Below are 19,507 nucleotides of genomic sequence, written 5' to 3' on the forward strand. Positions count from 1 at the left end.
GGCCGGGAGCGGCAGCCGCTGCGGCGGCGGGCGCCGACGCAGGCTTGGCCGCGCCGGGCTGCGCGCCTTCCACGTCGGCCTTGACGATCCGGCCGCGCGGGCCGGTGCCGGTGATGCCCGACAGGTCGATGCCCTTTTCGGCCGCGATGCGGCGGGCGAGGGGGCTTGCGAAGACACGCTCACCCTCGGACCGGGGCGCCGCCCTGGCTGCCCCGGCATCACCCGCGACCGGGGGGTTCATGGGGCTGCCATAGCTTTTCTCGGCTGCCGCCTTTTCCTCGGCGGCAGGCGCGGTGGCGGCCTTGGCAGGGGCCGGGCTGGAGGCGGCCGAGGCATCCTCGCCTTCTTCCAGCAGCACGGCGATGGGGGTGTTGACCTTCACGCCCTGCGCGCCTTCGGCGATCAGGATCTTGCCGATGGTGCCTTCATCGACGGCCTCGAACTCCATCGTGGCCTTGTCGGTCTCGATCTCGGCGATGATGTCGCCGGACTTGACGGTGTCGCCTTCCTTGACCAGCCATTTGGCCAGCGTCCCTTCCTCCATGGTGGGGGACAGCGCGGGCATCAGGATTTCTGTCGGCATGACGCGTTCCCCTTAGCGATAGGTGACTTTTTTCACGGCCTCGACCACTTCGGCGGGCGTGATCAGGGCGTGCTTTTCAAGGTTGGCCGCATAGGGCATGGGCACGTCCTTGCCGGTGCAGTTGATCACCGGCGCGTCTAGGTAATCGAAGGCGTTTTCCATGATGTAGGCCGACAGGTGGTTGCCGATGGAGCCCACGGGGAAGCCTTCCTCGACCGTCACGCAGCGGTTGGTCTTCTTCACCGAGTCGATGATGGTGGCATAGTCGATGGGGCGCAGGGTGCGCAGGTCGATCACCTCGGCCTCGATTCCGTCGGCGGCCAGCTTGTCGGCGGCTTCCAGGGCATGGGCCATGCCGATTCCGAAGCTGATGATCGTCACGTCCTGGCCGGTGCGCGCGATGCGGGCCTTGCCGAAGGGGATCGTGAAGTCCTCAAGGTCCGGCACCTCGAAGCTGCGGCCATAGAGGATTTCGTTTTCCAGGAAGATCACCGGGTTGGGATCGCGGATCGCCTGTTTCATCAGGCCCTTCGCATCGGCCGCCGAATAGGGCATCACGACCTTCAGGCCGGGAACCGAGGCATACCAGGCCGCATAATCCTGGCTGTGCTGGGCGGCCACGCGGGCGGCGGCGCCGTTCGGGCCGCGGAAGACGATGGGGCAGCCCATCTGCCCGCCGGACATATACAACGTCTTGGCGGCCGAGTTGATGATGTGGTCCATCGCCTGCATGGCGAAGTTGAAGGTCATGAACTCGACGATGGGGCGCAGGCCCGCAAGTGCTGCGCCGGTGCCGATGCCCGCGAAGCCGATCTCGCTGATGGGGGTGTCCACCACGCGGCGCGGGCCGAACTTGTCCAGAAGCCCTTGGCTGATCTTGTAGGCGCCCTGGTATTCGCCGACTTCCTCGCCCATCAGGAAGACGGTCTCGTCGCGCTCCATTTCCTCGGACATGGCCTCGCGCAGGGCTTCGCGCACGGTCATGGTCTTCATCTTTGTGCCTTCCGGCCAGTCCGGGCTGCGGTCGGGCTGGGGGGTCTTGACCTGTTCGACGGCGGATGCGGCAGGGGCTTCGGACCTGGCTTCCGCAGGGGCGGCAGGGGCAGCGGGGGCCTTTACGTCGTCGGCGGATTCGCCTTCCTCGACCAGGACGGCGATGGGGGTGTTCACCTTGACCCCCTGAGAGCCCTCGGACACGAGGATCTTGCCCAGGATGCCTTCATCGACGGCCTCGAATTCCATCGTGGCCTTGTCAGTCTCGATCTCGGCGATGATGTCGCCGGATTTCACCGCGTCGCCTTCCTTCTTCAGCCATTTCGCCAGCGTGCCTTCCTCCATGGTCGGCGACAGGGCGGGCATCAGGATTTCGGTTGCCATGTACTCGGCCCTCCCTCAGGCGACTTCTTCGGCGCTGCCCTGGGGCAGGTCTTCGGCGTAAATGTCGGTCCACAACTCTTCCAGCGCGGGTTCCGGGCTTTCCTTGGCGAATTCGGCAGAATCGTTGACGATGTCCTTGATCTCCTTGTCGATGGCCTTCAGGTCATCCTCGGAGGCGTGGCTGCCCTGCAGCAGCAGGTCGCGGACGTGTTCGATCGCGTCGCGTTCGTCGCGCATCTTCTGCACTTCCTCGCGCGTGCGGTATTTTGCCGGATCGGACATGGAATGGCCGCGATACCGATAGGTCATCACTTCCAGGATATAGGGGCCCTTGCCCGCGCGGCAGTGGGCCACGGCCTTCTCGCCCGCGGCCTTCACCGCCAGCACGTCCATGCCGTCGACCTGCTCGCCGGGGATGCCGAACGCCTCGCCACGACCGAACAGCGTGGTCGATTTCGTGGACCGCTTCATGGACGTGCCCATGGCGTACTGGTTGTTCTCGATCACGAAGATGACCGGCAGTTCCCACAGCACGGCCATGTTGTAGGTCTCGTAGACCTGCCCCTGGTTCGAGGCGCCGTCGCCGAAATAGGCGAAGGTCACGTTGTCGTTGCCCAGGTACTTGTCGGCGAAGGCCAGCCCCGCGCCCAGCGGGACCTGCGCGGCGACGATGCCGTGGCCGCCGTAGAAATGCTTCTCGCGGCTGAACATGTGCATCGAGCCGCCCTTGCCCTTGGAGTATCCCCCCTCGCGCCCGGTCAGTTCGGCCATCACGCCGCGCGCGGACATGCCGCAGGCCAGCATGTGGCCGTGGTCGCGATAGGACGTGATGCGCTTGTCGCCTTCCTTGGCGGCGGCCTCCAGCCCGACAACGACCGCTTCCTGGCCGATGTACAGATGGCAGAAGCCACCGATCAGGCCCATGCCGTAAAGCTGGCCGGCCTTTTCCTCGAACCGGCGGATCAGCAGCATGTCGCGGTAATACTGCAGCAGCTCGTCCTTGGAAACGTTGGGCAGTGTGTCGGGAGAGTGGGATTCGGCTGCGGGGGCAGGCTTCCTGGCCATGCGGGGGGTCCTCCTCAAAGCGCGGTCAGAATAGTTCAGCGTTAAACTATCCGTATCGCATCAGGATGGGGGGTGCAATCCGCGAACGTGACGGGACGTCAGCGCAGGATCACCTCGTCCGCGCGGACCATTCCCAGCACCTCGCGGGCCCGTTCGTCCAGCAGGTCGAGATCCAGGTATTCGTCCGACATCCGACGGGTCAGGTTCTGCATGTCCTGCACCTGGGCCTTCAGCGTGTCGCGCTCGACCGCCAGTTCCGCTGTCTCGGCCTCGATCTGGATGCGGCGCAGGATGCCCGAGGGGCCCTGGACGGCGGCAAAGGCAAAGTAGAGGCCCAGGGCCACGGCCAGCGCCAGAAGAACGGTGGCGCTGAGGGAAAGACGCTGCGACATGGGTAAGCCATATTCCGTTGGTCGGGGGATCATGCCACAGCCGGAAAGGCAGGGGAATCCCCTCGTCAGGCCTTGCGGCGGAAGATGCCTTCGATTCGCGCGGCTTCCTCGGCCAGGCCGAAGGGGGCGTTCAGCACCCACATGCCGGACCCGATCATCGCATGGCCGGGACGGGCCGGGGCAAAGCCCACTTCGGATCGCAGGGCGCCGGGATGGGCGGCCATCAGCGAATCCAGCATGGAGCCGTGGCGACGATCGGTCAGGATCGGATACCACAGCATGATGACGCCCACGTTCCACTTGCGCGCAATCAGGCCGATCTGGCGGGGAATGGCAGCATAATCCGCCTTCACCTCGTAGCTGGGATCGATCAGGATCATGCCGCGCCGGGGAACGGGCGGGCAGACGGCCTGCGCCATGTCGAACCCGTCCTGCCGGTGCAGCGTGGCGAAGCCCGCCACGGCTGACAAGGCGTCGTATTCGGCAGGATGCAGTTCGGCCAGGTGGGCGGAATCGCCCCGGCGCAGGTAATGCGCGGCGATCAGGGGCGATCCGGGATAGGCGGACGGGCCGTGGCTGCGGCGGACGGCGGACAGGGCCGACAGCAGCGGGTGGGCGGGGGGAAGCCAGCCCTCGGCCTCGGCCCGCCGGATGCCGGCCTGCGCCTCGCCCGTCTTCATGGATTCGGTCGTGTCCAGGGCATAAAGCCCGCGACCGGCATGGGTTTCCAGGTAGGACAGCGGCTTGTCCTTGCGCGTCAGGTAATCCAGCGCGCAGGCCAGCAGGGCGTGCTTGTGCAGGTCGGCAAGGTTGCCCGCATGATAGGCATGTTGGTAGCTGAGCATGAACCGCCCTTAGCCCGCAGCCGTCGCCGGTGAAAGGCCTATGTCGCCTTGCGCAGTTCGGAATGGCTTTTCAGCACGCGGTCGCCGTCTTCCTGCTCGATCAGGTAGGCGGGATTGTCCTTGTCGGCATCGCGCTTGACCTTGGTGCCCTTGATGGTGCGCTCGACCGGTCCGGTGAAGGACTCCGTGACCTTGCCGGTGCCGGTGCCCTTGCCCCAGTCCCATTCAACCTGTGTGCCCTTGGCGTGCCTGGTCATGGCCGATCCCCCGTGCTGACGCGTCAACGCCGCGTCGCGGGGGCAGTTCCGAAGGCTGAAATGAAAAGCGGCGACGCCCAGGGAGGAGGAGGGGCGCCGCCGCGGAACGCTGGCCCAGGGAGGAGGGAGGGGCCGCGTATGGATGCGGCAAGGCCAAGGGAGGAGGAGAGGCCGTTGCCGCCAACGAGCGGACCATTGGGAGGAGGAGAGGTCCGTCGCATCGGGTGCCGCAGATGGGGCGGCTATATGGGGGCGGCGGCGCCAGGGAGGAGGAGGGCGCCGCCGCGTAACGCTGGCCCAGGGAGGAGGGAGGGGCCGCGTATGGATGCGGCAAGGCCAGGGGAGGAGGAGAGGCCGTTGCCGCCAACGAGCGGACCATTGGGAGGAGGAGGGGTCCGTCGCATCGGGTGCCGCAGATGGGGCGGCTATGTAGGGTGCGGTTCAGCCGGGGAGGAGGAGTGGCTTCACCGCAGACGGCCGTTCCCGATGGGAGGAGGAGGAGGGTCGGGCCGTGTTCTGGTGCCGCGGGATGGGGCGGCTATGATCCGTGTGCGGCGACCCCGAGGGAGGAGGAAGGGGTCGCCGCCTGTCGCCAGAACCCGAGGGAGGAGAAAGGGTTCCGGCGCTGTCTTTGGGTGGCATCCCCCAGGGAGGAGGAGAAGGGGATGCCACCAGTCCCGGCCCCAGGGAGGAGGAGGGGCGGGAAGGTCTGTTCTTACTTGCCCCAGGCCGCTTCGTGGGCCAGGCGGCCGATCATCGAGCGGTTGATGCCCAGGTCCGCGAGGTCGCGGGCGGTCAGGGCGTTGAGTTCGCGCACCGTCTGGCGGTAGATGGCGCGGCGGGCGCGGTTTTCCTGCATGTGCTGGATCGCAGCCATCAGACGGCCAGCGAAGCCAGTGGTGGCGGCGGCGTTGTGGGTGTGGGCGATAGCAGCCATGGCGATATCCTTTTCAGCGTGTCTTTTGTTCTTGCGTCTGCGCCGTGGCCCGGATTGGCCTTGCGCTCTTTCGATGAACCCAAGATGGCGCCGATGCTGCATCTGCACAATAGATGCTTTCGGATTGCTGCCATGCAGCATTCGCATGACTGGCGCGTCAGCCTCGACTTTTTCGTTAACATTCGACGGCATGAATGTGACGGAAGTATGACGTTAGCGATCACGCCGCGCCGCAAAAACAGGCGCTGCCGGCCTTGCAGGGAGGTACGGATGCACGGGATTGCGGCAGGTGGTTGATGATGTCGGCCGCGTGGACCATGTTTGCGGCAATACCATAGGAACAGGCCTGACATGTCCGTTAACCGCGAAGCTGCCCTTAGGGAAATCAACAATATCGTTCTTCCGGATGGGCGGACGCTGGAAAATGCCGATCTCGTGCGCGCTTTCACGGTGGATGGCGACACGATCAGATTCGTGCTGGAGGTCGCCGATGCGGCCGTGGCCCGCTCGCTCGCGCCGGTCGAGGCCGAGGCGAAGCGGCGGCTGGAGGCCCTGCCGGGCGTGGCCCGTGTGCAGATCGTCATGACCGCGCCCGCGGCAGGCAAGCAGCCGCCGCAGCCGGTGCGCAGTTCGGGGGCGGCCCCGTCCCTGCAGATCGGCCGGCACCCGACCGCGCAGGCCGGGCCGCAGCCGATCCCCGGGGTCAAGAGCATCATCGCCATCGGTTCGGGCAAGGGCGGGGTCGGGAAATCGACCGTGACCTCCAATCTCGCGGTGGCGCTGGCGCGGGCCGGGCGCAGGGTCGGCCTGCTGGATGCCGACATCTATGGTCCCTCGCAGCCGCGCATGATGGGCGTGTCGGCCCGCCCCGCCAGCCCGGACGGCCAGCATATCGAGCCGCTGCACGCGCATGGGGTGACGGTCATGTCCATCGGCCTGATGCTGAAGGAAGGCGAGGCGGTCGTCTGGCGCGGGCCGATGCTGATGGGTGCGATGCAGCAGATGCTGCAGCAGGTGAACTGGGGAGAGCTGGACGTGCTGCTGATCGACCTGCCGCCCGGCACCGGCGACGTGCAGCTGAGCCTGTGCCAGAAGGCGGCGGTGACGGGGGCCGTCATCGTCTCGACCCCGCAGGATGTCGCGCTGCTGGATGCGCGGCGGGCTATCGACATGTTCAACAAGCTGAAGACTCCCGTGCTGGGCCTTGTCGAGAACATGTCCGCCTATGTCTGCCCCAATTGCGGCCACGAGGCGCATCTGTTCGGCCATGGCGGCGTTGCGGCCGAAGCCGCCGCGATGAACCTGCCCTTCCTGGGCGAGCTTCCCCTGGAACTGGAGGTCAGGCTGGCGGGCGATTCGGGCAGGCCGATCGCCCTGGGCGACGGGGCGGCGGCAGAAGCCTATGGGCGGCTTGCCGCCCGGCTGATCCGGGACGGCGTGGCCTGACGCCGACCCTTTCTGGGAATGCGCGGGAATGCGGGGTTTTTAGGTTGCGGAAGGACGAGTTTCCCTTGTCCTCCCGACCTTGTGAAGTCCCGTGATGGCGCTTTTCGCAATTCCGAGTTTTCTGTGGATAACTCGCAACAGCCATGCCGGACGGCGCCCGCGCATCTCGTCCACTCAACCAGAAGCAGCAAAAGTTAACCTGCTAGATCTAGTGGGTCTTTTCGCGCAAAATCCCACTATTTGTAGGATTTCAGAGTCGTAACAAGGGCATGGCGTCTTTGCGACATTTCGCCGTTCGCCATTTGGTTTCGTCTGCTGGCGAAGAATACCGTTGCTTCCCATGAATTCCCATGTCACAACCAGATCACGAAGACGGGCAGCAAAGGGGCACCAAAGACCCCGCAGGCGAGCAGGCTTTCATACAGGCATCCGTTTTCCAAAAAGGCGTCCGCATGCGCGAGCAGCACCTCCCCCAGGTGGCGCGTGACAGGACGAGACCCCGCAAAGGGGCCCAGAACGTGGGAACGAGGGCGGCGGATCGGGCAGTGGCAGCGGCCCGATCCGCCCTTTCTCTTTCGGGCGGGCGGAAGAACGGCAGTGAGGCAGGCCAAGGGTGGCGCGGAAGTTCAGAGGCACTGAATCCGTCAAGGTCGATGGCAAGGGTCGGATGTCGATCCCAGCCCGGCTGCGGCGCGTTTTCGATGCCGGGGACCCGGGCTTTGCCACCGCGAACACAGGACGCACGCAATTGGTGGCTGTCTATGGCCCCGACTGGTGGAACTGGATCGAACTCTACACCATCGACGCCATCGAGGAGATCGACGAGCAGATCGACAAGCTGACGCGCGGCAGTCCGCAGCGCCGCTGGCTGGAAATGCTGATGAACGGCCAGTCTACCGATCTGGAAATCGACCGAGAGGGCAGGCTGGTCCTGCCCTTGAAGCTGCGCGAAAAGCTTGGCTTTACCGAAGGAACGGAAACGATCTTCGAATCGCGGGGCGATTATGTCCAGGTTTATCACCCCGAGACGCGCCCCAAGGATGTCGCGGCCCTTGAAGACTTCACCGCCCAGCATGGCCCGGAGTTCGACCCCCGCTCGTTCCTTGACCAGGTGGATGAGGGCTAGGCCATGAGCGAATCGCATGTTCCCGTCCTGCTGCAGCCGCTGCTGCGCGCGGTCGCGCCCGTCTCGGGCACTTGGCTGGACGGCACCTTCGGGGCCGGCGGCTATTCGCGCGGCCTGCTGGCGGCGGGGGCGGACCGGGTCATCGGCGTGGACCGCGACCCGCTGGTCTTCGACATGGCAGCATCCTGGGCAGGGGAATACGGCGACAGGCTGCGGCTGGTCGAGGGAACTTTCTCGCAGATGGATCAACTTGCGGGCGAGTTTCTGGACGGCGTGGTGCTGGATCTGGGCGTCAGTTCGATGCAGCTGGATCTGGCGGAACGCGGTTTTTCCTTTCTGCGCGACGGACCGCTGGACATGCGGATGGAACAGGCGGGGCCGTCGGCCGCCGACCTGCTGAACACGGCCGAGGAAGCGGTGATCGCCGACGTCCTTTACCATTACGGCGAGGAGCGCGCCGCCCGCAGGATCGCCCGCGCCATTGTCGCTGCCCGTCCCCTGACGCGCACCGCGCAGCTGGCCGAGGTCGTGGCCTCCTGCCTGCCGCGCCCCAAGCCGGGGCAAAGCCATCCCGCCACCCGCAGCTTCCAGGCGATCCGCATCTGGGTGAACGATGAATTCCGGCAACTGGTCGATGGCCTGTCCGCCGCCGAGCGCGCCTTGAAGCCCGGTGGCAAGCTGGCCGTGGTCAGCTTCCATTCGCTGGAGGACCGCATCGTCAAGCGCTTCATGCAGGCGCGGTCGAACAGCGCGGGCGGCGGCAGCCGCTATGCCCCGGTGCAGGACGTGGCGCCCCCGGCCTTCACCATGCCGTTCCGTCGCGCCATCGGCCCCGACCCCGAGGAGGAGGCCGCGAATCCCCGCGCCCGCTCGGCCCTGCTGCGGGTGGCGGTCCGCACCGATGCCCCGGCCGGCGGGGTCGGGGCCGATGCCCTGGCGATGCCGCGCCTGCCGGCGAAAGGCGGCCATTGATGCGCCCCTTCACCTATCTGTTCTGCGCGCTGCTGGTCATGGGCCTGGCCTTCTGGGCCTATCGCGAGAATTACCGCACACAGGCCGCCATCGGCGAGATGAGCCAGGTCCAGCGCGAGATCGCCGCGCTGCGCGAGGACCTGGGCGTGCTGCGGGCGGAATGGGCCTTTCTCAACCGGCCCGAACGCCTGCGCGAGCTGGTGGACCTCAACTTCGACCGGCTGCAACTGATCCCGCGCGAGGCGGGGCAGGTGCTGGACCTGGGCCACGTCGATTATCCCAAGCCGCCTGCGCCGCCCGAACCCCAAGCTGACGACACCGGCGACGACGCCGCCCCGCAGGAGTGACCGTCATGATCCGCACCCCCTTGCGCCCCCTGGCCCGCATCCTCCGCGCCCGAGAGCGGGGCGACAATCCCGACGACATCGAGGCCGAGAACCGCCGCCTGCGCCACGAGGCGATCCAGGACAGGTCCCGCCGGCGGGCCGAAGGGCGGCTGGCGCTGATGGCCAGCCTGTTCGTGCTGGGTTTCGGGGTCGTGGGGGTGCGCATGGGCGCGCTGGCCTCCTCCGACCCGATCGAGCCGCGCAGCGAGGTCATGTCGGCGCAGATCGTCTCTCAGCGCGCGGACATCACCGACCGCAGCGGCCGGGTGCTGGCGACGAACCTTCTGACTCACTCGCTTTACGCCCACCCCCACCAGATGGTCGATCCCGTCGGCGCGGCCCAGGGGCTGGCGCGCATCTTCCCCGATCTGGACGGGGACAAGCTGCTGCGCGACTTCACCGGCAGCCGCAAGTTCATGTGGATCAAGCGCAAGATGTCGCCCGAACAGATGCAGGCCGTCCACGACATCGGAGAACCCGGCCTGCTGTTCGGCCCGCGGGAGATGCGCGTCTATCCCAACGGCCACATCGCCAGCCACATCCTGGGCGGGTCCGGCTTCGGCAACGAGGGCGTGCACAGCGCCGAGGTGCTGGGCGTCGCGGGCGTCGAGAAGGCCTTCGACGGCTGGCTGCGCGATCCGGCCAACGAGGGCGCGCCGCTGCAACTGTCCATCGACCTGCCGGTGCAGGCGGCGATGGAGCAGGTGCTGGCCTCGGGCATGGAGGTGATGAACGCCAAGGGCGCCACCGGCATCCTGATGGAGATCGGCTCGGGCGAGATCCTGGCGATGGCGTCCTTGCCCGACTTCGATCCGAACGACCGGCCCCGCCCGCTGCTGAAGGGCGATCCGTCCGACAGCCCGCTGTTCAACCGCGCCGTGCAGGGCCAGTACGAACTGGGATCGACCTTCAAGATCTTCCCCGTCGCCCAGGCGCTGGATCTTCAGATCATCAACCCCAACAGCGGCATCAACACCACGACGCCGATGCGGATCGGGAAATACCGGATCAACGACTTTTCCAACTATGGCCCGCAACTGTCGGCCACGGACGTGATCGTGAAGTCCTCGAACGTCGGCACGGTCCGCATCGCGCAGATGATCGGCGTGGAACGGCAAAAGGACTTCCTGCAGAAGCTGGGCTTCTTCGACCCGCTGCCCATCGAGATGGTCGAGGCCCCGACCGGCAAGCCCTTGGTCCCCAGCCGCTGGCCCGCCGTGACCGCCGCCACCGTCTCCTTCGGCCACGGCCTTGCCGCAAGCCCGCTGCACCTGGCCGCTGCCTATGCGACCGTTGCCAATGGCGGCCGCAAGGTGACGCCCACGCTGATCCACGGCCGCACCCGCCCCGAGGGCGAGCAGGTGCTGTCCGAACGCGCCGCCGCCCGCGCAGTGGACATGCTGCGCCAGGTCGTCACGCGCGGCACCGCCAAGCAGGCCGAGGTCGAGGGCTACGAGGTCGCGGGCAAGACCGGGACCGCCGACAAGCCGCGCCCCTCGGGCGGGTATTACGACAACAAGGTGGTCTCGACCTTCGCCTCGGTCTTTCCGGCAAGCGCGCCCAGATACGTGATGATCGTGACGCTGGACGAACCCACCGTGACCGGGCCGGGCGGGGAAAGCCGCACGGCAGGGGCCACCGCCGCGCCGGTCGCATCCGCCATCATCCGCCGTCTTGCGCCGCTGGTCGGGCTGGAACCCGTCACCGACGAAAAGCTGCCGGTCATCGCGCCGCGCTTCGCCCCCCGTGTTGAATCCGCGCCGGGCGATGAGCTAAAGGTCGTCGCAAACCAATGACGGGTGGGACTGTGAGGCAGGGCGAAAAGACGCTGGCGCAGCTTGGGCTGCGGGCAAGGGACGGGCGCGACCCGGTCATCACCGGGCTGTCGCTGGACAGCCGCACGGTGAAACCCGGTCACCTGTTCGCCGCCCTCCCCGGATCGGCCGCGCATGGGGCCGAGTTCATCCCCTATGCGCTGCGGATGCAGGCCGCCGCCGTCCTGACCGACCGCGCCGGGGCCGAGATGGCGGTGGATGCGTTGTCCGCCTGGAACTGTGCCGTGGTGGTCGCCGAAGATCCCCGCGCCGCCCTGGCCGGCGCCGCCGCCCTGTGGTTCGCGGCGCAGCCCGAGCATGTCGTGGCCGTCACCGGCACCTCGGGCAAGACCAGCGTCGCCAGCTTCACCCGCCAGATCTGGCAGCACCTGGGCCACAAGGCGATCAGCCTGGGCACCATGGGCGTGCAGGGCGATTACGAGGCAAAGCTGGCCCATACCACGCCCGATCCGCTCACGTTGCATCGCATCCTGTCCGAGGCCGCCGCCGCAGGTGTCACCCATGCCGCGATGGAGGCATCGAGCCACGGCTTGGACCAGCGCCGCCTGGACGGCGTGCGGGTCGAGGCGGGGGCCTTCACCAACTTCAGCCAGGACCACCTGGATTACCACGCGGGCTTCGACGAATACTTCGCGGCCAAGGCGCTGCTGTTCAACCACATCCTGGAAGACGGCGCGTCCGCCGTCATCAACATTGACGGCGAACGCGGGCGGCAGATGCTGGACATCGCCACGGATCGCGGGCTGGCCGTCACGACCGTGGGCACGGGCGAAAACGCCATGCTGCGCATCCTGGGCCAGCGTTATGACGCGACGGGCCAGGACCTGCGCTTCTCGCTCGTGGGCCAGCCGCACATGGTCCGCCTGCCGCTGATCGGGGGCTTCCAGGCGGAAAACGTGCTGGCGGCGGCGGGTCTGGTGCTTGCAGCGGGCGATACGGCCGAGGCAACGCTGCGCGCGCTGCCCGAACTGCACACGGTGCGCGGGCGGATGCAGCTTGTCGCGCAGCGGGAAAATGGCGCGACGGTCTTTGTCGATTACGCCCACAAGCCCGGCGCGGTCGTGGCCGCGCTGCAATCGCTGCGTCCGCATGTCATGGGGCGCATCGTCTGCGTGATCGGCGCGGGCGGCGACCGCGACCGGGGCAAGCGCCCCCTGATGGGCGAGGCCGCGCGCCAGTTCGCCGACGTGGTGATCGTCACCGACGACAACCCCCGCACCGAAGACCCGGCGGCCATCCGTGCCGCCGTGATGGAGGGCGCCGGCCCCGACGCGACCGAGGTGGCCGACCGGGCCGAGGCGATCCTGCGCGGCGTCGATGCGCTGCTGCCGGGCGACGCGCTGCTGATCTGCGGCAAGGGGCACGAGACCGGCCAGATCATCGGCAACGATGTCTATCCCTTCGACGATGCCGAACAGGCATCCGTCGCGGTCGCGGCACTGGACGGCAAGATATGAGCCTGTGGACAGCGAATGAAGCCGCCGCCGCGACAGGCGGTCGGGCGCAAGGGGAATGGACCGCAACCGGCGTGTCCATCGACACCCGCACGATCCAGCCGGGCGACCTGTTCGTGGCGCTGAAGGACGCACGTGACGGGCATGAGTTCGTGGCCCAAGCCCTGGACAAGGGCGCGGCCGCTGCCCTGGTCAGCCGCATCCCCGAAGGCGTTGACCCGACCGCGCCGCTGCTGGTGGTGCCCGACGTGCTGGTGGCGCTGGAGGCGCTTGGCCGCGCCGGACGCAAGCGCATGGCGGGCAAGGTCATCGCCGTCACCGGCTCGGTCGGCAAGACCTCGACCAAGGACATGGCGCGGGTGGCGCTGACAGGCCAGGGCCGCATCCACGCCGCCGAGGCCAGCTACAACAACCACTGGGGCGTGCCGCTGACCCTGGCGCGGATGCCGCAGGACACCGACTTTGCCATCATCGAGATCGGCATGAACCATCCGGGCGAGATCGCGCCGCTCTCGCGCCTGGCCCGCCCCCATGTCGCGATGATCACCACCGTCGCCGCCGCCCATCTGGAGGCCTTCGGCGCCATCGAGGGCATCGCCCGAGAGAAGGGCTCGATCTTCGAAGGCCTGGAACCCATCGGCCACGCCATCATTCCCGAGGATCTGCCGGTGACGCAGATCCTGCGCGATTGCGCGGACGATGCGGGTGCCTTGGTGATGGGCTTTGGCCGCGACGGCCAGGCCAAGCTGGTCCAGGCCAAGCCCGAGGACGGTGCGATCCGATGCCGCGCCAGAATCGGTGGAGAAACCATCGATTTCACCCTACAGACCACCGGCGCGCATTTCGCGATGAACGCGGTCGGCGTTCTGGCCGCGCTTGCCGCCGCCGGGGCCGACCTGCGCGAAGCCGCTAAGCGCCTTGGCGACTGGCTGCCCCCCAAGGGCCGCGGCGCGGTCGAGGATCTGGCGGGCCTGCGCCTGATCGACGATTCCTACAACGCCAACCCGACCTCGCTGTCGGCAGGGCTTGCCACGCTGGCAGGCTTGCAGGGCGGGCGGCGCGTGGCGATCCTGGGCGACATGCTGGAACTGGGCGAGGGCGAGATCGCCATGCATCGCGGCATGGCCGACGACCCCGCCATGGCGCAGGTCGATCTGGTCCACAGCGCCGGCCCCCGGATGCGCTACCTGCACGACGCGCTTCCCCCCACCAGGCGCGGCATCTGGGCCGAAAGCGCGACGGACCTGGCCGGCCGCCTGGCCGATCTGGTCGCGCCCGGCGACATCGTGCTGGTCAAGGGCTCCAAGTCCTCGAAGATTTCGACCGTCGTCGACGCCCTGCGGAAAGCGGCGCAGACGCCCGCACCTGATACGAAAGAATAACCGATGCTTTATTGGCTGAGCGGCCTTTCCGAAGGGGGCGACCTCTTCAACCTGTTCCGCTATATTACCTTCCGCGCGGGCGCGGCCTTTTTCACGGCGTTGATCTTCGGCTTCATCTTCGGGCGGCCGTTGATCAATTACCTGCGCCGCACGCAGAAGAAGGGCCAGCCGATCCGCGACGACGGACCGGAAGGCCATTTCGTCAAGGCCGGCACCCCCACGATGGGCGGCATCCTGATCCTGTCGGCACTGTTCTTTTCCACGCTTCTCTGGGCGCGGCTGGACAACGGCTATGTCTGGATCGTGCTGCTGGTGACGGCAGGCTATGCCGCGATCGGCTTTGCCGACGACTATGCCAAGGTCAGCAAGCACAGCAGCAAGGGCGTGTCGGGCCGCAAGCGCATGGCGATGGGACTGGCGCTGGCCTTCCTAGCCTCGGCCTGGGCAATGTGGCTGCATCCGGCGGACCTGTCGGGCCAGGTGGCCTTGCCGGTCTTCAAGGACGTGCTGGTGAATCTGTGGTATTTCTTCATCCCCTTCGGGATGCTGGTGATCGTGGGATCGGCCAATGCCGTGAACCTCACGGACGGTCTGGACGGGCTGGCGATCATGCCGGTGATGATCGCGGCGGGCACGCTGGGCGTCATCGCCTATACCGTGGGCCGCGTGGACTTCACCGACTACCTGGGCGTCCACCACGTCCCCGGCACGGGCGAGATCCTGATCTTCGTCTCGGCCCTGATCGGCGGCGGCCTAGGCTTCCTGTGGTACAATGCGCCCCCTGCCGCCGTCTTCATGGGCGACACCGGATCGCTGGCGCTCGGCGGCGCGCTTGGTGCCATTGCCGTCGTGACGAAGCACGAGATCGTGCTGGCCATCGTCGGCGGCCTGTTCGTGGTCGAGGCGCTGTCGGTCATCATCCAGGTCGCCTATTTCAAGCGCACCGGCCGCCGCGTCTTCCTGATGGCCCCGATCCACCACCATTTCGAGAAGAAGGGCTGGGCCGAGCCGCAGATCGTCATCCGCTTCTGGATCATCTCGCTGATCCTGGCACTGATCGGGCTGGCGACGCTGAAGCTGCGCTAAAGCGTCATCGCCTTCATCTTGGCAAAAATATCCTCGGGGGTCCGGGGGCAGACAGCCCCCGGCCTGTTTCGAAAGGTCACGCACATGATCCCGGTTCAAGGCGTCGAAGGACAAACCGTTGCCGTTCTGGGCCTCGGCCGTTCCGGCAGGGCAACCGCTGCCGCCTTGGCCGCAGGCGGCGCCCATGTCCTCGCCTGGGACGACGGCAACGACACGCGCGCGGCCGCCGTGGCCGATGGCCTGACCATCACTGACCTGACCCGCGACGACGCCTGGAAGGGCGTGACGGCGCTGATCACCAGCCCCGGCATCCCGCATCTTTATCCCAAGCCGCATCCCGTCATCGCCAAGGCCTATGCCCTGGGCGTCCCGGTGGACAACGACATCGGCCTGTTCTTCCGCAGCTATGCCACGGCGGACTGGGAGGGCTTCGACCGCGCCCCCCGCGTGATCGCCGTCACCGGATCGAATGGCAAGTCCACCACGACCGCGCTGATCCACCATGTCCTTCAGGAAACGGGTCGCCCGACGCAGATGGGCGGCAATATCGGCACCGGCGTGCTGTCGCTGGAACCGGCCATCGACGGAGAGGTGGTGGTGCTGGAACTCTCCAGCTACCAGACCGAGCTTGCCCGCGCGCTGACGCCGGATGTGGCGGTCTTCACGAACCTTTCGCCCGACCATCTGGACCGTCACGGCGGGCATGGCGGCTATTTCGCGGCCAAGTGTCGGTTGTTTTCCGAAGGCGGGCCGGATCGCGCGGTGATCGGCGTCGACGAACTGGAAGGGCTTTACCTGGCGGACCAGCTGTCGATGGGACCGGCGGATGATCGGGTGATCCGCATATCGGCCGGGCAAAAGCTGGAAGGCGGCGCCTGGTCGGTCTTCGCGCGCAAGGGATACCTCGCCGAATACCGCAAGGGACGGCAGGCGGCCTCCATCGACCTGCGAGGCATCAAGGGCCTTCCGGGCGCGCACAATCACCAGAACGCCTGCGCTGCCTACGCCGCCTGCCGCGCCGTGGGCCTTGCGCCCCGAGAGATCGAGGCCGCGTTCCAGACCTTTGCCGGCCTGCCGCATCGCAGCCAGACAGTGGCCGAGATCGGCGGGGTGCGCTACGTCAACGATTCCAAGGCCACGAATGTCGATGCCGCCGCCAAGGCGCTGCAGGCTTTCGACAAGATCCGCTGGATCGCCGGGGGCTTGGGCAAGGAAGGCGGCATCGCTGCTCTCGCGCCCCATCTGGGCCGCGTTGCCAAGGCCTATCTGATCGGCCATTCGGCCCGCGATTTCGCGCTGGAGATCGGCCAGACCCCCTACGAGATTGCCGAGACGATGGATGCCGCCGTTGCCCGCGCCGCGTCCGAGGCCCGGCCGGGCGAAACCGTGCTGCTGGCTCCTGCGGCGGCCAGCTTCGACCAGTACCCGAATTTCGAAAAGCGCGGCGAGCATTTCACCGAATTGGTGAAGGCCTTGGCGGCGCGCTAAAAGGAAAGAAGGACAGGGGGCTGTCTGCCCCCTGCGGACGCCCAGGGGCGTCCTACCCCCGAGGATATTTGTGCCAAGATGAAATCACGCCCAGGCGGGCGGGCGCTTTTCCAGGAAGGCTGCCATGCCTTCGGCTGCCTCGGGCAGCAGGATGTTCCGGCACATGGCCGCGCCCGAAGCCGCATAGGCCTCCGGCAGGCCAAGCCGGAGTTGGTCGTGGAAGGCGCGCTTGCCAAGGCGGATCGCGGCGGGCAGCTTGGCCGCGACGGTTTCCGCCAGTTGCATCGTGGCTTCGCTCAGTGCGTCGGGCGGGGTGACGCGATTGACCAAGCCAAGATGCAGGGCCCTGGCGGCGTCGATGAATTCGCCTGTCGCCAGCATCTCGAACGCGGCCCTGGACGGAATGGCGCGCGTCAGTGCCACCATGGGGGTCGAGCAGAACAGGCCGATGTTCACGCCGTTGACGCCAAAGCGCGCGCCTTCCGTCGCCACGGCCATGTCGCAGGACGCGACAAGCTGGCATCCCGCAGCCGTGGCGATTCCCTGAACCTCGGCGATCACGGGCTGGGGCAGGGCGGGGATCATCTGCATCATGCGCGCGCAACTGTCGAACAGATCGGCGAAGGCCGCCTGGCCGCCATCGGCATTCTTGCGTGCGGCCTGCATCTGCCGCAGGTCGTGTCCCGCGCAGAAGGCCCGGCCATTCGCCGCCAGGACGACCACGCGCACCTGGTCGTCCTCTGAAATGTCGCGCAGACTGTCCGTCAGGGCGGCGATCATCTCGACGGACAGGGCGTTGAAGTTTGCCGGACTGTTCAGCACCAGCCGTGCGACGTGGCCGCTGTCCTTTCGCAGGATCAGGTCTGCCATCTTGATCTCCCTCCGTCTTTGGCCCCAAGCCTATGCCGGGACAGGGCAGGGGAAAAGCATGGATATCCTGATGGACGCGCAGGCGCTGAACGCCTTTCTGGCGTCCGACTTTCCGCAGGTCGCGGGCAGCGTCAGCGTGGAGTTGGTGGCACGGGACAGGCTGGTCGCGCGGCTGCGTGTGGACGAGGGGCATCTGCGGCCCGGCGGAACCGTCGGCGGTCCGTCGATCTTCGCCCTGGCCGATGTGGCGATCTATTGCGCAATCCTGTCGCGGATCGGGCCGGTGGCGCTGGCGGTGACGACCAACGCCTCGATCGACTTCATGCGCAAGCCTGCGGCGGGGCGCGACCTGCTGGCCGAATGCCGCATCCTCAAGCTGGGCCGCAGCCTTGCCGTGGCCGAGGCGCTGATCTTTCCTGACGGGGGTGCCGATCCGGTGGCCCGCTGCTCGATGACCTACGCGATTCCGCCAAAGCGGCCAGGAAACAACACGTTGTGATGTGGTATAGTGATACCTAAATTTCAACTATCTGATATTGCCTGATTTATCGGCGATTGCCCTGCTTGACGGATCGGTCGCGATCGCGGATATACCGCCATCTCGAATTTCACGACCCTGAAGGGACGAAAGATGAAAACCTATACCGCGAAACCGGCGGAGATCGAGAAGAAGTGGATCCTGATCGACGCCGAGGGCGTCGTTCTGGGCCGTCTCGCCACGATCGTCGCCAATCGCCTGCGCGGCAAGCACAAGCCGACCTTCACCCCGCACATGGACATGGGCGACAACGTCATCATCATCAACGCCGACAAGGTGCAGATGACCGGCAACAAGCGCGATGACAAGAAATACTACTGGCACACCGGCCACCCGGGCGGCATCAAGCACCGCACGGCCCGCCAGGTGCTGGAAGGCGCCCATCCCGAGCGTGTGGTGATCAAGGCCGTCGAGCGCATGATCAGCCGCAACAAGCTGGGCAAGCAGCAGATGACCCATCTGCGCGTCTATGCCGGTGCCGCGCACCCGCACGAAGCGCAGCAGCCCGAAGTTCTGGACGTGAAGGTCCTGAACGCCAAGAACACCCGGAGCGCGTGATTATGGCCGAAGACATCAAGACCCTCGACGATCTGAAGTCCGTCGTGTCGGGCAGTGCCGCCGTGACCGATACCCCCATGCGCCGCGAAGCGCAGCGCGACAGCCAGGGCCGCTCCTACGCGACCGGCAAGCGCAAGGACGCGGTTGCCCGCGTCTGGGTGAAGGCCGGTTCCGGCAAGTTCCTGATCCGCAACAACAAGGGCGAGTACGTGGATTACACGCAGTACTTCGCCCGCCCCGTTCTGCAGATGATCCTGCGCCAGCCGTTCGACGTCGCCGGTGTTGCCGGCCAGTATGATGTCATGGCGACGGTCAGCGGCGGCGGCCTGTCGGGCCAGGCCGGCGCCGTGAAGCACGGCATCAGCCAGGCGCTGCAGCTGCACGAACCGAGCCTGCGGGCCGCGCTGAAGGCCGCGGGCTTCCTGACCCGCGACTCGCGTGTCGTCGAGCGGAAGAAATACGGCAAGGCGAAGGCCCGCCGCAGCTTCCAGTTCTCGAAGCGCTGATTTTCGGCAAATGGTCTATCGAAAGGCGCGGTCCGCAAGGGCCGCGCCTTTTTCGTTTTCGAACTGCCGTGGAAATGTCATCCCGCTGTTGCTGGCGGCGGTCAGACTGCCTTTCAGGCGTGCATGAGCATGATCCCGGGCTGCTGAATCGCTTCCACGAGGCAAACTGGCGCGAAATCGGCACATGATCGGCCGGAAGATTCGCGGCGCGAACTGGGCCGAGGCAGGCCCGGCGGCAGGATTTGCGCGCTTGGCCCCAATTATAGTCGTTGCAAAACAACGAGGTGTAAGAAATTTGCCAAGATTGGCGATTTTCGCTCTTGCCCTTCCTGTTCTGTCTCCGTAAATACCGCTTCACCGAAGGCGGGAACGCTGGCGGGGACGGAGAGACGGGCTGGATGGCC

Annotated in this window: 20 protein-coding genes; 12 read left to right on the forward strand and 8 right to left on the reverse strand. The window is 66.7% G+C overall.

What is annotated here, in order from left to right; genetic code table 11:
- The 7 genes from J0F76_RS16590 to J0F76_RS16620 all read right to left on the reverse strand — a co-directional run.
- A partial coding sequence (locus J0F76_RS16590; RefSeq protein ID WP_207471158.1) for a biotin/lipoyl-containing protein occupies positions 1 to 583 on the reverse strand: 583 nt, incomplete at its 3' end.
- 12 nt (positions 584 to 595) lie between these two features.
- Positions 596 to 1,960, reverse strand: coding sequence for a pyruvate dehydrogenase complex E1 component subunit beta (locus J0F76_RS16595; protein ID WP_207471159.1), 1,365 nt, complete (start codon positions 1,958 to 1,960; stop codon positions 596 to 598).
- 15 nt (positions 1,961 to 1,975) lie between these two features.
- Complete coding sequence (gene pdhA, locus J0F76_RS16600) at positions 1,976 to 3,025, reverse strand: pyruvate dehydrogenase (acetyl-transferring) E1 component subunit alpha (protein WP_207471160.1); 1,050 nt, start codon at positions 3,023 to 3,025, stop codon at positions 1,976 to 1,978.
- Positions 3,026 to 3,123: 98 nt separating this feature from the next.
- The gene (locus tag J0F76_RS16605; protein ID WP_207471161.1) at positions 3,124 to 3,417 is read right to left on the reverse strand and encodes an FtsB family cell division protein; all 294 of its coding nucleotides are present in this window, start codon (positions 3,415 to 3,417) and stop codon (positions 3,124 to 3,126) included.
- A 65-nt stretch (positions 3,418 to 3,482) separates the two neighbouring features.
- Complete coding sequence (gene rlmJ, locus J0F76_RS16610; RefSeq protein ID WP_207471162.1) at positions 3,483 to 4,262, reverse strand: 23S rRNA (adenine(2030)-N(6))-methyltransferase RlmJ; 780 nt, start codon at positions 4,260 to 4,262, stop codon at positions 3,483 to 3,485.
- A gap of 38 nt (positions 4,263 to 4,300) precedes the next feature.
- A complete protein-coding gene (locus tag J0F76_RS16615) occupies positions 4,301 to 4,519 on the reverse strand; it encodes a hypervirulence associated TUDOR domain-containing protein (protein ID WP_207471163.1) in 219 nt (72 codons plus the stop codon).
- Between the two features lie 715 nt (positions 4,520 to 5,234).
- A complete protein-coding gene (locus J0F76_RS16620) occupies positions 5,235 to 5,456 on the reverse strand; it encodes a DUF1127 domain-containing protein (protein ID WP_242690298.1) in 222 nt (73 codons plus the stop codon).
- 351 nt (positions 5,457 to 5,807) lie between these two features.
- On the opposite strand from J0F76_RS16620, the gene J0F76_RS16625 reads away from it, so the two are divergent.
- The 9 genes from J0F76_RS16625 to murD all read left to right on the forward strand — a co-directional run bounded on the left by J0F76_RS16625 (position 5,808) and on the right by murD (position 16,631).
- Positions 5,808 to 6,902, forward strand: a complete 1,095-nt coding sequence (locus tag J0F76_RS16625; protein WP_207471165.1) for an Mrp/NBP35 family ATP-binding protein — start codon at positions 5,808 to 5,810, stop codon at positions 6,900 to 6,902.
- 613 nt (positions 6,903 to 7,515) lie between these two features.
- Positions 7,516 to 8,028, forward strand: coding sequence for a cell division/cell wall cluster transcriptional repressor MraZ (locus J0F76_RS16630; RefSeq protein ID WP_207471167.1), 513 nt, complete (start codon positions 7,516 to 7,518; stop codon positions 8,026 to 8,028).
- A 3-nt stretch (positions 8,029 to 8,031) separates the two neighbouring features.
- A complete protein-coding gene (rsmH, locus tag J0F76_RS16635) occupies positions 8,032 to 9,000 on the forward strand; it encodes a 16S rRNA (cytosine(1402)-N(4))-methyltransferase RsmH (RefSeq protein WP_207471169.1) in 969 nt (322 codons plus the stop codon).
- The gene (gene ftsL, locus J0F76_RS16640) at positions 9,000 to 9,347 is read left to right on the forward strand and encodes a cell division protein FtsL (RefSeq protein ID WP_207471170.1); all 348 of its coding nucleotides are present in this window, start codon (positions 9,000 to 9,002) and stop codon (positions 9,345 to 9,347) included. The genes rsmH and ftsL overlap by 1 nt, the downstream gene beginning before the upstream one ends.
- 5 nt (positions 9,348 to 9,352) lie before the next feature.
- Positions 9,353 to 11,182: a peptidoglycan D,D-transpeptidase FtsI family protein gene (locus J0F76_RS16645; protein WP_207471172.1), complete on the forward strand. Its 1,830-nt coding sequence runs from the start codon at positions 9,353 to 9,355 to the stop codon at positions 11,180 to 11,182.
- Entirely contained in the window at positions 11,179 to 12,678 is a 1,500-nt protein-coding gene (locus J0F76_RS16650) for a UDP-N-acetylmuramoyl-L-alanyl-D-glutamate--2,6-diaminopimelate ligase (RefSeq protein ID WP_207471174.1), read from the forward strand. Before J0F76_RS16645 ends, J0F76_RS16650 begins: the two co-directional genes overlap by 4 nt.
- The gene (locus tag J0F76_RS16655; RefSeq protein WP_207471175.1) at positions 12,675 to 14,057 is read left to right on the forward strand and encodes a UDP-N-acetylmuramoyl-tripeptide--D-alanyl-D-alanine ligase; all 1,383 of its coding nucleotides are present in this window, start codon (positions 12,675 to 12,677) and stop codon (positions 14,055 to 14,057) included. The genes J0F76_RS16650 and J0F76_RS16655 overlap by 4 nt, the downstream gene beginning before the upstream one ends.
- Before the next feature lie 3 nt (positions 14,058 to 14,060).
- The gene (gene mraY, locus J0F76_RS16660; RefSeq protein WP_207471177.1) at positions 14,061 to 15,143 is read left to right on the forward strand and encodes a phospho-N-acetylmuramoyl-pentapeptide-transferase; all 1,083 of its coding nucleotides are present in this window, start codon (positions 14,061 to 14,063) and stop codon (positions 15,141 to 15,143) included.
- Positions 15,144 to 15,227: 84 nt separating this feature from the next.
- Positions 15,228 to 16,631, forward strand: coding sequence for a UDP-N-acetylmuramoyl-L-alanine--D-glutamate ligase (murD, locus tag J0F76_RS16665; protein ID WP_207471179.1), 1,404 nt, complete (start codon positions 15,228 to 15,230; stop codon positions 16,629 to 16,631).
- Positions 16,632 to 16,715: 84 nt separating this feature from the next.
- On the opposite strand, the gene J0F76_RS16670 is transcribed toward murD, so the two are convergent.
- Positions 16,716 to 17,501: an enoyl-CoA hydratase gene (locus J0F76_RS16670; protein ID WP_207471181.1), complete on the reverse strand. Its 786-nt coding sequence runs from the start codon at positions 17,499 to 17,501 to the stop codon at positions 16,716 to 16,718.
- A 58-nt stretch (positions 17,502 to 17,559) separates the two neighbouring features.
- On the opposite strand from J0F76_RS16670, the gene J0F76_RS16675 reads away from it, so the two are divergent.
- The 3 genes from J0F76_RS16675 to rpsI all read left to right on the forward strand — a co-directional run bounded on the left by J0F76_RS16675 (position 17,560) and on the right by rpsI (position 19,103).
- Positions 17,560 to 18,000, forward strand: a complete 441-nt coding sequence (locus J0F76_RS16675) for a PaaI family thioesterase (RefSeq protein WP_207471183.1) — start codon at positions 17,560 to 17,562, stop codon at positions 17,998 to 18,000.
- 132 nt (positions 18,001 to 18,132) lie between these two features.
- Positions 18,133 to 18,597 carry a 50S ribosomal protein L13 gene (gene rplM, locus J0F76_RS16680; protein WP_207471185.1) on the forward strand — a complete coding sequence of 155 codons (465 nt, stop codon included), beginning with the start codon at positions 18,133 to 18,135 and terminating at the stop codon, positions 18,595 to 18,597.
- Between the two features lie 2 nt (positions 18,598 to 18,599).
- The gene (rpsI, locus tag J0F76_RS16685) at positions 18,600 to 19,103 is read left to right on the forward strand and encodes a 30S ribosomal protein S9 (protein ID WP_207471188.1); all 504 of its coding nucleotides are present in this window, start codon (positions 18,600 to 18,602) and stop codon (positions 19,101 to 19,103) included.
- The last annotated feature ends 404 nt before the right edge of the window (positions 19,104 to 19,507 follow it).

It is taken from the genome of Paracoccus fontiphilus (assembly GCF_017356265.1).
GTDB classification, from domain to species: Bacteria; Pseudomonadota; Alphaproteobacteria; order Rhodobacterales; family Rhodobacteraceae; genus Paracoccus; species Paracoccus fontiphilus.